This is a genomic window from Streptomyces sp. NPDC059895 (assembly GCF_042731035.1).
Lineage (GTDB): Bacteria > Actinomycetota > Actinomycetes > Streptomycetales > Streptomycetaceae > Streptomyces.
This window is the reverse complement of sequence record NZ_JBHWKO010000093.1, coordinates 1,295-11,948: the sequence shown is the minus strand read 5'-3', so window position 1 is coordinate 11,948 and position 10,654 is coordinate 1,295. Positions and strand designations below refer to the sequence as shown.

General features: G+C 73.3%; 8 protein-coding genes and 1 pseudogene. 6 read left to right on the top strand and 3 right to left on the bottom strand.

Annotated features, from left to right (window positions below; genetic code table 11):
* Positions 1 to 42 precede the first annotated feature (42 nt).
* Positions 43 to 909: an alpha/beta hydrolase gene (locus ACFV9M_RS41065; RefSeq protein ID WP_385079087.1), complete on the bottom strand. Its 867-nt coding sequence runs from the start codon at positions 907 to 909 to the stop codon at positions 43 to 45.
* A gap of 160 nt (positions 910 to 1,069) precedes the next feature.
* Between ACFV9M_RS41065 and ACFV9M_RS41060 the strand changes: the two genes are divergently transcribed.
* From ACFV9M_RS41060 to ACFV9M_RS41035, 6 genes are all read left to right on the top strand, one after another.
* Positions 1,070 to 1,873, top strand: a complete 804-nt coding sequence (locus ACFV9M_RS41060) for an IclR family transcriptional regulator (protein WP_385079084.1) — start codon at positions 1,070 to 1,072, stop codon at positions 1,871 to 1,873.
* A gap of 621 nt (positions 1,874 to 2,494) precedes the next feature.
* Positions 2,495 to 4,096 carry an ABC transporter substrate-binding protein gene (locus ACFV9M_RS41055; RefSeq protein ID WP_385079082.1) on the top strand — a complete coding sequence of 534 codons (1,602 nt, stop codon included), beginning with the start codon at positions 2,495 to 2,497 and terminating at the stop codon, positions 4,094 to 4,096.
* 17 nt (positions 4,097 to 4,113) lie between these two features.
* Entirely contained in the window at positions 4,114 to 5,052 is a 939-nt protein-coding gene (locus tag ACFV9M_RS41050; RefSeq protein ID WP_385079080.1) for an ABC transporter permease, read from the top strand.
* Entirely contained in the window at positions 5,049 to 6,950 is a 1,902-nt protein-coding gene (locus tag ACFV9M_RS41045) for a dipeptide/oligopeptide/nickel ABC transporter permease/ATP-binding protein (RefSeq protein ID WP_385079078.1), read from the top strand. Before ACFV9M_RS41050 ends, ACFV9M_RS41045 begins: the two co-directional genes overlap by 4 nt.
* Entirely contained in the window at positions 6,943 to 7,962 is a 1,020-nt protein-coding gene (locus ACFV9M_RS41040; protein WP_385079076.1) for an oligopeptide/dipeptide ABC transporter ATP-binding protein, read from the top strand. The genes ACFV9M_RS41045 and ACFV9M_RS41040 overlap by 8 nt, the downstream gene beginning before the upstream one ends.
* A 23-nt stretch (positions 7,963 to 7,985) precedes the next feature.
* Positions 7,986 to 9,464: an aldehyde dehydrogenase family protein gene (locus tag ACFV9M_RS41035; protein WP_385079073.1), complete on the top strand. Its 1,479-nt coding sequence runs from the start codon at positions 7,986 to 7,988 to the stop codon at positions 9,462 to 9,464.
* A 229-nt stretch (positions 9,465 to 9,693) separates the two neighbouring features.
* Here the strand turns inward: ACFV9M_RS41035 and ACFV9M_RS41030 are convergent, their stop codons facing one another.
* Positions 9,694 to 9,894: a hypothetical protein gene (locus ACFV9M_RS41030; protein ID WP_385079070.1), complete on the bottom strand. Its 201-nt coding sequence runs from the start codon at positions 9,892 to 9,894 to the stop codon at positions 9,694 to 9,696.
* 479 nt (positions 9,895 to 10,373) lie between these two features.
* A pseudogene (locus ACFV9M_RS41025) lies at positions 10,374 to 10,654 on the bottom strand (hypothetical protein); the annotation flags it as partial.

Sequence of the window (10,654 nt, the reverse complement as noted above, 5' to 3'; positions counted from 1 at the left end):
GGACGGGCGGGCGCGCGGCGGCGGACCGGGAGGGGGAGTCCGTCAGGCGGTGCGCCACCAGGCGTAGTACCGGTCGCCGTAGCCGTCCATGATGTCCGGGTACTCGTGGTCGGCGTCCGGGAACTCGAAGAAGTCGTGGGGCACGCCGAGGTCGGTGAAGCGGGTGTCCAGGTCGCGGATGGTGGGCGCCAGGCGGGTGTCGAGCCGGCCGGACAGCAGCCGGACCCGGCTGGTGCGGCGCAGTTCCGGGGCGTTGGCGAGGACCAGGCTCCAAGGGTGGCAGAGGTCGTAGTACTCCTGGTCGCCGAAGTAGGTGTTGTTCACCCGGTCCTCCGGCTCGTCCTTCAGGTCGCGCAGGATCGCCGGGGCGACCGCCGACACCTTGCCGAAGACCTTCGGGTACTTCAGGCCGAGGTGGAGGGCGCCGAAGCCGCCCATGGAGAAGCCCTCGACGGTGCGGGCGGCGGCCTCGGGGACGGTCCGGTAGGTGCTGTCGACGTGGTGGACCAGGTCGAACGCGGTGATCTGGGCGAGGGGGCGGGCGCCGTCCTTGGAGTCGACGTACCAGCCGATCGGCAGGATCTGCGGGAGGACGACGATCGCGGGCGGCATCACGCCGTCGCGGACGGCCCTGTCGATCCGCGCAACCATTGCGGAACCCTGGCGGGAGTTCCCGAAGCCGCCGTGCAGCCAGTAGATGACGGGGAACCGCCGTTCCGGTTCGGTCTCGTACTGGGGCGGCAGATAGAGCTGGTAGCTGCCCTGGGCGTCCGCGCTGCCGCGCGAGGGCTGCGGGTAGAGCCGGAACGTGGTGAGTTCCTGGTCCTCCCGGACCGGGTCGATCCACTGCTGTTCGATCTCTGCCATCTGGTCCGGGGTCGTGCTGACCCGGTGGACTTTCTGCACCACGGTGCTGTCCTCTCGGTGGGTTGTCGCTCGCGGCCCGGGATCCTCCGAGGCGGGCGCCGGCAGCCCTCCGACCCCGCTCCTCCGGGCGTTCCACTACGCAGAATGGCGTATCCTGTGGCGGAACGCTCATCAGTGAAAGCGTGCGACGGGAGACCTGTCAATGGTCGGGATCAAAACTTCAGAGGACTCTCAGCCCGGCGGCCGCGGGGGACGCGGCTCCCTCGCGGGCAACGCCACCGACAAGGCGCTCAACCTGCTGGAGGCCGCCGTGGCCCCGGGTCACCCGCACCGACTCGGCGAGGTGGCCGCGGCCGCCGGGGTGCCCAAGGCCAGTGCGCACCGCATCCTGCAGAACCTGGTGGCGACCTCGTTCCTGGCCTCCGACGGCACCGGCGGCTACGGCCCCGGCCCCCGGCTGCGGGCCCTCGCCGCCCGGGTCACCCAGGGGTGCGAGGAGGACCAGATCATGCGGGCGGAGCTGGAGGTGCTCAGCCGGCGCGTCGGCAACACCGTGCACCTGGGGGTGCGCACCGGGGACGCCGCGACCTGTCTGATCAAGGTGACCGGTCCGAAGCCGGTGCAGACGGCCTCCCGCGTGGGCATGCATCTCCCGCTGCACGCGACGTCGATCGGCAAGTGCGTCCTGTCCGGCCTGGACGACGCCGCACTGACCGCGCTGGTCGGGCGGGTGGGGCTGCCGGCCCGCACCGAGCACACCATCACCGACCTGGACACGCTGCGCGCCGAACTGGCACGGGTGCGCGTCCAGGGCTTCGCCCTCGACGAGGAGGAGAACGAGATCGGCGTGCGCTGCCTCGGCGCCCCGGTCCGTGACGCCAAGGGCACCGTCATCGGCGGCGTCAGCATCTCGGCGATCACCTACGTCGACTCCCGGGAGGCACTCCTGGGCTGGACGGACCTGGTCCGCGGGGCGGCGGACGCGCTGCACGGCCTGCTGGGCTGACCGTTCCGGTTCCGGCAAGGGGGCGCGCCCGACGGCAAGGGCACGCCCCCTCACCGCACACGGGACTTGCGCGGCCCTCACCGCACACGGGACTTGCGCGGCTCGCACCACGTACCGGACGCGTGCGCGGCTCGCACCACGTACCGGACGCGTGCACGGCCCCCACCGCGCACGCGCCCTCCCCCGCGACACGCACCGCAACCCTCAAGATCCACACGCGATCCGCACGCTTATCTTGCGTCCAGGTCGCCCTTTTCCTCTTGTACGACCGGTAGACACCACCGCCCCGTTTCCGCAGGGTTGCAGCACCGGGCCGCCAGCGCCCGGCGCGCCGGCCAGCCCCCGGTGCGGCAGCACCTCCAGCACGACCTCGCGAGCAGCGGGAGCGCCTCCGGTTCGTCGCCGCTCATCCGTCACCGCCCGCCCCGCACGGCCCCGGGCCGTCACCGCGCGGCGGTTCCGCGACGGACGCCTCCCCCTCCCCCTCAGCGGCCCGTGGACCGCTCACCCCCGCCCCACCGACGGGCCCGGGTGACCCCTGCGCCCCGGGCCCACCGTCGCGGCGGATCCGCAGTGGCGCACGGCGCCGACGCCCCGCCCAGCTCCGAGCAAGGAGAGACCATGACCTCCCACGACGCTGCCCCGAGAACCTTCCGGGCCTCCCGCGCGGGCCTCGCCGCCCTGGGCACCGCGCTCACCCTCACGCTGGCCGCGTGCGGCGGTGGCACCGGCGCCACCGCCGGCGGCGCGAGCACCGGCGGCAGCAAGGTGCCCGGTGACACCCTCACGATCGCCGAACAGCAGGCCCCGCCGTCGCTGAACCCCGGCAGCATCGACCTCGGCTTCGTCGACTTCACGATGCTGTCGTACGAGTCGCTGTTCTACCTCTCCCCCGAGGGCGAGGTGGAGCCGGCCCTGGCGAAGTCCTGGACGTACGTGGGCTCCGGCAACACGGAGCTGTCCGTCACCCTCCGCTCCGGGGTGCGGTTCGCCGACGGGAGCGCCGTGACGGCCCAGGCGGTCAAGACGTCCCTCGAGTACGCCATGAAGGCCCAGGGCAACCAGGCCCACTACCTCACCGGCATGACGGTCGAGACCACCGGACCACTGGCCCTGACCATCAGGACGGCCAAGCCCAACCCACTCATCCCCTACCTGCTGACCCAGTCCTACGGCATCGGTCAGATCATCAGCCCCAAGGGTCTGGCGGACGCGGCGGCTCTGACACCTACGGGGACGAGCCAGGGCGCCGGCCCCTACGTCTACCAGCCCTCGGACAGCGTGGCCGGCGACCACTACACGTACACCGCCAACCCCTCCTACTACGACAAGTCCCGCCAGAACTACAAGAAGATCGTCATCCGGATCGTGCAGAACGGCCAGACCGCGGTCAACGCCATGAAGACGGGGCAGGTCGACGTCTACAAGGGCGACTACACCACCGCCGCCCAGGCGAAGTCCGCCGGCATGGGAACCGTCGGCCTTCCCGTGATCCTCCAGGGACTCAATCTGATCGACCGCGCGGGCGAGGTGTCCAAGCCGCTCGGCGACGTCCGGGTCCGGCAGGCGATCAACTACGCCATCGACCGGGAGGCCGTGACCGAGGCCCTGCTCGGCGAGAGCGGGCAGCCCACCGTGCAGACCGTGATCGAGGGCGGGGACGGCTACTCCGAGGAGTACGCCGACCACTACGCCTACGACCCGGCGAAGGCGAAGCGGCTGCTGACGGAGGCCGGTTACCCGGACGGCTTCGAACTGCCCGTCCTCGCCGCCACCTTCGTCGGCTTCGACACGATGGCGCAGGCGATCGCGGGCCAGCTGGCCAAGGTGGGCATCAAGGTGAAGGTCACCGCGCTGACCAGCATCACCTCCTTCGTGGAGAACCAGACCAACCGCACGTACCCGGCGGTCTCGGGCGGCTTCACCGAGGAGCCGATGTACCTGGAGGGCCTGGACCTGTTCATGCCCGGCTCGAAGGTCTTCAACGGCTTCGGCACCAGCTCGCCCGAGCTAGAGGCCCTGTTCTGGAAGGCCGCCGCGGCCGGCACCGCGGAACGGGCGGACCTGGACCGGCAGATGCAGGAGTACCTGGTGGAGAACGCCTGGTTCGCACCGGTCGCGTTCACCCCGGTCAACTACTACGTCCGCCCCGGCGTCGGCGGGGTGAAGGTCAGCGCGGGCGCCCCGTTCGCCAGCCCGCTGGCCTTCTACGCCACCAAGTAGGCAAGGAGCGAGGTGACATGCACCGGATCCTCTTCCGCTGGCTCGTCGGCGCCGTCCCGGTGGTGTTCGGCGTCTCCGCCCTGACGTTCGTCCTCACCAGCCTGGTCCCGGGCGACCCCGGCCGCACCATCCTCGGCGCGAACGCGAGCCCCGCCCAGGTCGAGGCCCTCGACCGGCAGCTCGGCCTGGACCGTCCCCTCCCCGTCCGCTACTGGGACTGGCTCACCGGCGCCGTCCACGGCGACCTGGGCGACTCCCTCACCTCCGGCGTGCCGGTGAGCGACCAGCTCACCTCCCGCCTCGGGGTCACCCTCTCGCTGATCGGCGGCGCCATCCTGGTGGCCGCGGTGGCCGGCGTGGCGCTCGGCGTCCTCAGCGCGCTCAGGGGCGGCGTGCTCGGACGGGCCGTGGACGGCATCGCCCTGGTCGGACTGGCCGTGCCGAACTTCTGGTTCGGGCTGGTGCTGATGACGGCGTTCGCCGTGCAGCTGCCGGTCTTCCCGGCCACCGGGTACGTCCCGTTCACCGAGTCCCCCGTGCAGTGGTTCCAGTCGCTGGTGCTCCCGGTGCTGACCCTGGGGGTGCCGGCCACCGCCCCGGTGGCCAAACAGACCCGTGACGGCGTGCTCACCCAGCTGGGCCGGGACTACGTCCGGGTGCTGCGGGCGCGTGGCATCCCGGAACGGTCCGTCCTCTTCCGGCACGTGCTGCGCAACGCGGCCGCCCCCGTCGTGACCGTCCTCGGCGTGGTCGTGGTGACCCTGTTCGGCGGGACCGTGCTCGCCGAGACGCTCTTCGTCATGCCGGGGCTGGGCGGCCTGGCCGTGACCGCCGCCTCCACCCAGGACATCCCCATGGTCCAGGGTGTCGCCCTGGTGTTCACGGTGACCGTGACGCTGATCAACCTGCTGATCGAAGTGGTGTACGCGATGCTGAACCCGAAGGTGCGGACATGAAGAGCCTCGTCGAGGGATTCGTCCGCAAACGTGCCGCGCTGGTCTCGGCCTGCTACCTCGTCCTCGTCCTGCTGGTCACGCTCCTGGCGGACCGGCTGGCCCCCTACGACCCCGACGAGCAGGACCTCACCGTCGCGCTCGGCGCGCCCAGCGGCGCGCACTGGCTGGGCACCGGCGAGCTGGGCCGGGACGTGCTGAGCCGGCTGATGCACGGCGGGCAGGTCACCCTCCTCGGCGTGGTGATCACCCTGGCCGTGTATCTGACGATCGGGGTCCCGGCGGGCATGGTCGCGGGCTACCGGGGCGGCTGGTTCGACCGGCTCGTCCTCAAGAGCGCCGACCTGGTCTCCGCCGTCCCCGTCATCATCGTGCTGCTGGTGGTCCTCGCGGTCTTCACCGACGACGAGAGCGCCGCCATGGCCGCCAACGGCCTGCTCGGGGCGCCCCTGCTGGCCCGGGTCGTCCGCTCGGCCACGCTCGGCGTCAAGGAGGAGCTGTACGTCCGCGCCGCCGTCGCGAACGGCATCCGGGACCGGGTCGTCATCCGCCGGCACGTGCTGCCGCGGGTGACCGGTGTCGTCCTGGTCCAGGCGTCCGTGTACGGGGCGTACGCCGTGCTGCTGGAGACCGGGCTGGGCTTCCTCGGCCTCGGCACCACCCGGGCCAGCTGGGGCAACATGATCGCGGAGGCGTCCGAGAACGTCGGCACCGATCCCTGGCTGCTGGTGCCCTCCGGCGCGGTGATCATCAGCTTCGTCCTGGCGCTGGGCCTGATCGGCGACGGCTTGCGCGACACCCTCGCCGAGCGGTACGCGCCCCCGGCCGACAAGCCTCCGTCCCGCCGGCGCGCGACCCGTCAGGCCCTGCTCGATGCGCCCAGGACGGTCACGCCGGCGGCCGGACCCGCCGGGGACGCGCTGCTGTCGGTCCGTGGACTGACCGTGGCGCTGCCCATCGACGGCACGCCGACCGACGTCATCCGTGACGTGTCCTTCGACCTGCGGGCCGGTGAGGTGCTGGGCATCGTCGGCGAGTCCGGCTGCGGCAAGACCGTCACCGCGACGTCCCTGCTGGGCATGCTGCCCGCCGGGGGCGAGATCACGGCGGGCACGATCCGCTTCGAGGGCGCCGACCTCGCCCGCGCCGACGCGGCCGCGCTGCGCCGCGTGCGGGGCCGCCGTATCGGCTGGATCTCCCAGGACCCGCTCTCCGGCCTCGACCCGTCGTTCACCGCGGGCGCCCAGGTCGCGGAGGCGGTACGGGTCCACACCGGGTGCACGCGCCAGGAGGCCCGGCGGCGGGCGCTCGAACTCTTCGAACGGGTACGGCTGCCCGACCCGGCCCGGGTCGCCGCCAGCCACCCGCACCAGTTGTCGGGCGGCATGGCCCAACGGGTCGGCATCGCCGCCGCGCTGGCCGGGGAGCCCGCGCTGGTCATCGCCGACGAGCCGACCACCGCGCTGGACGTGACCGTGCAGGCCGAGATCCTCGACCTGCTGCGGGAACTGCGGCGGAACGGCACCGCCGTCATCCTCATCACCCACGACTGGGGAGTGCTGGCCGACCTGTGCGACCGGGCCGTGGTGATGTACGCCGGGGAGGTCGTCGAGGAGGCCGAGGTCACCGCGCTGGTCACCGCACCGGCCCACCCCTACACGGCCGGACTGCTGGGCTCCGACCCGCACCGCGCGGTACCGGGCGAACCGCTGCCCGCCGTGGAGGGCGCCGTACCGCCCCCGAACCGGTGGCCGGTCGGCTGCCACTTCCAGAACCGCTGCCCGCGGGTGACCGACGCCTGCCGGGAGAAGCCGGTCGTCATCTCCCGCCTCACGTCCCCGGAGCGCTCGACGCGCTGCATCCGGCCCGCCGAGCTGATCGGAGAAGCGGCACATGACTGAACACACCGGTACGGCGGCCCCGGAGCGGGACACGGCTCTGCTGCGGCTGCGCGATCTGAACGTCTCCTACCGACGGTCCGGCAGGCGCGGCGGCACGGTGCACGCCGTGCGCGGTGTCGACCTGACGGTGCGCCGCGGGGAGACCGTCGGTCTCGTGGGCGAGTCCGGCTCGGGCAAGTCGAGCATCGGCTCGGCCGTGCTCGGGCTGGTCCCCGCGACGGGCGGCTCCGTCGAGTTCGACGGCGCGGACATCACCCGCGGCTCCCGCGCGGACCGCCGGCTGCTGGCCCGCCGTATGCAGGTCGTCTTCCAGGATCCGTACGGCTCCATGAATCCGGCACACACCGTGGGCGACACGCTCGGCGAGGCCCTGCGCCACAACCTGGGGCTGCCGGCGGAGGAGATCCGGGAGCGGGTGGTGCGCGCCCTCGACGACGTCGGGCTGCCTCCCGGTGCCGCACGGCGTCATCCGGCGTCCTTCTCCGGGGGCCAGCGCCAGCGCATCGCCATCGCCCGGGCGCTGGTCATGGAGCCGGACTTCGTCGTGTGCGACGAGGCGGTCAGCGCGCTGGACCTGTCCGTGCAGGCCCAGGTGCTCAACCTGCTGGCCCGGCTCAAGCACACCCGTGGACTGAGCTACCTGTTCATCTCCCACGACCTGGCCGTCGTGCGCCACCTCAGCGACTCGGTCGTGGTCCTGTACGCCGGCCGGGTCGTCGAGCGCGGCCCGGCGGCCCTGGTCGCCGACCGTCCCTCCCACCCGTACACGCGCGCGCTGCTGGCCGCCGCACCGGTCCCGGACCCGGTGCTCCAGCGCCGCCGCCGGGCCGAGCGGCAGCGCGCGACGGCCGGGGCGGCGGCCGCCGGCCGCACCAGCGAGGGCTGCGCGTTCGCGCCGCGCTGCCCGTTCGCCCAGGACATCTGCTGGACGGCCCGGCCCGAACTCGTCGAGCGCGACGGGACCGCCGTCGCCTGCCACCGCGCCGACGACCTCGCCACCGACCGGGCATGACACCTTCCCCCGTGAGGATCTCGATGACCACCACCGCCCCCGCCCCCCTCGACATCGCCTCCCTCCTGCCCGACGGCACCCACCTCGTCGCCGGTGAGTGGGTCCCCGCCCGGACCAGGGCCACCCTCGACGTCGTCGACCCGGCCACCGGAACCCTCCTCGCCCGCGTCCCGCGCGGCACGGCCGAGGACGTCGACGACGCCGTGCGGGCCGCCGAGGCGGCGCTGCCCGCCTGGCGCGACACCAGCCCCGCCGTACGCGGCGAACTCCTCTACCGCTGGGCGGAGTCGGTGCGCGAGCACGACGACACCGTCAACCGCCTGGAGGCGATGGAGGTCGGCCACCCCGTCGGCCCCTCCCCCATCGCCGCGCGGCTGACCTATCTCGCGGGCAAGGCCGACAAGGTCTTCGGCGACACCCTGCCCACCCGCTCCCCCGACGTCCTGGGCCTGACGCTGCGCGAGCCGTACGGCGTGGTGGGCGCGATCATCCCGTGGAACGCGCCCGGCCCCATGACCGTCTTCAACACCGCCGCCCCGATCGCCGCCGGCAACACCGTCGTCCTCAAGCCCGCCGAGGACGCCCCGCTCACCGCCCTCTACCTGGCCCGGCTGGCGCTGGAGGCGGGCATCCCGCCCGGTGTCCTCAACGTCGTCACCGGCTACGGCTCCGAAGCGGGCGCCGCCCTGCCCGCGCACCCCGGCATCCGCAAGATGAGCTTCACCGGCTCCCCCGCCACCGGCACCGCCGTCATGGAGGCCTGCGCCCGCAACCTGATCCCGCTCCAGCTCGAACTGGGCGGCAAGTCCCCGCAGATCGTGCTGCCCGACGCCGACCTCGCCCGCGCCGTACCGGCGATCGTGCGCAGCATCGTGCTGAACAGCGGCCAGGTCTGCGCGGCCGGCTCCCGCGTCCTGGTCCACCCCTCCCTGCACGACCGGCTGGTCGAGGCGCTCGCCGAGGGCTTCCGCGCCGTACGGGTGGGGCAGTGGCACCAGCCCGTCGACATGGGTCCCCTGATCAACGCCCGGCAGGAGAGGCGGGTGCTGGACTACCTGGCGATCGGCCGGGAGGAGGGCGCCGAGGTGGTCGTCGGCGGCGGCAAGCTCACCGGAGCGCCGTACGACGACGGCTACTTCGTCGAACCGACGCTCTTCGACCGGGTGCGCCCCGGGATGCGCATCGCCCAGGAGGAGATCTTCGGTCCGGTGCTGTCGGTGCTCACCTACGAGGACGAGGAGGAGGCGGTCGCGATCGCCAACGGCACCCGCTACGGCCTGACGGCCACCCTGTGGACGCGGGACGTGGGACGGGCGGTGCGGCTGGCCCGCCGGGTACAGGCCGGTCAGGTCGCGGTCAACACCCTCGGCGACGGCGGACCGGCCGGGGCGATCGGCGCGCCCTTCGGCGGCTACAAGCACAGCGGCTTCGGCCGCTCCATGGGCCCGGACTACCTGGAGGACTGGACCCAGGTGAAGGCGGTGGTCATCAACGCGGCGTGAGCCGGAGCACGCACGAGAGCCACACCCATCCAGCGAGCAGGGGGAAGACATGCACGACGACCGGACCGGACTCCCGACGGGCGGCGGCCTCGCCCGACGCGGCTTGGGAGGAGGCTCTGGCCAGGTTCCGGTAGGCGCGCCGCCGACGGGCACCGCGATCGGACGCGGGCCGGACGGCCGGGAGCCCCGGATCGCCTGATCCGGGGTCCTGGCTACCTGCCCGTTGTCGTCACAGAGCGGTGACGTGCACGCTCGCGGCCGACACGGCTCCGTCCGCCGAGGCGACGGCCAGGACGTCGGCGCAGACGCCCACGACGGGCGTCTCCAGGTGCACTCCAGCGAATCCGCCGAGGCCGAGGCCCCCGGAGACGTTGTCCAGGTCGGAGTCGGACAGCTCGGCGGACTCGATCCGAGAGGCGAGGTTTTCCACGCGCGTTTTCCCTTCAGACGGCTGTTCCCGTGCGAGGTGCGCCCGGTCCCGCGGTGCGGAACCGTCAGCGGCGCCCTGCACGACGCGGAGGATCAAAGCACGCCCGCGGAGCGAGGGGCCAGCGGCCGGCACGCCGGACCGGCCGCTCCCGGCGGCGGGCTTCACCCATGTGGTTCCGCGGTGCCCGCGGAGGCCGTGTTCTTCACACGGTCTCCCGTCCCGCCGCCTTCCGCACCTCCCTCGCACGGCTGACCGGACGGCGATCGGCGTCCCGTCACGTCGGTCCCGCTCCCTACGGGCCGTCTGCCGGGAGCCCCCTCGGACGGTGGGAGGACCGTGTGCAGGTTCACCGGATTTTCGGCCCCCATGACGTGGACGCCCCGGCGAGGAGGCCGTCGGGCGCCGGCGCTTCGCGAGCGCGCGAGAGCGACCGGGCCGCTTCACCGGGGCCGGACGGGCCGCGGCGGGCCGTCGACCGCTCAGCCCGCGGACGCGTCACCCCCGGTGCCGTCCGCGGCCTCCAGCGCGGCGACCAGCCGGTCGAGGGCGGGCAGCGCCTGGTCCAGCGCCTGCCGTTCGTCGCTACGGGGGAACGCCGGCCCGACAGCGTGGAACTGGACGTCTTCCTGCTCGGCCGACGACACGGCGGTGACCCGGGCGGCGGCGCGGGGCGACGCCCGGGGCCCCGCCGCGGGGGGGGGGGGCGGGGGCCGCGGGGTGGTGGGGGGCGCCAGCGCGGGCGGGGCGGGCTGTGCCCGCG

Bases quoted from the DNA above. Each gene is read 5' to 3' on its own strand.
- ACFV9M_RS41060 (WP_385079084.1), top strand. From the start codon at position 1,070: ATGGTCGGGATCAAAACTTCAGAGGACTCTCAGCCCGGCGGCCGCGGG.
- ACFV9M_RS41050 (WP_385079080.1), top strand. From the start codon at position 4,114: ATGCACCGGATCCTCTTCCGCTGGCTCGTCGGCGCCGTCCCGGTGGTG.
- ACFV9M_RS41035 (WP_385079073.1), top strand. From the start codon at position 7,986: ATGACCACCACCGCCCCCGCCCCCCTCGACATCGCCTCCCTCCTGCCC.
- ACFV9M_RS41055 (WP_385079082.1), top strand. From the start codon at position 2,495: ATGACCTCCCACGACGCTGCCCCGAGAACCTTCCGGGCCTCCCGCGCG.
- ACFV9M_RS41045 (WP_385079078.1), top strand. From the start codon at position 5,049: ATGAAGAGCCTCGTCGAGGGATTCGTCCGCAAACGTGCCGCGCTGGTC.
- ACFV9M_RS41040 (WP_385079076.1), top strand. From the start codon at position 6,943: ATGACTGAACACACCGGTACGGCGGCCCCGGAGCGGGACACGGCTCTG.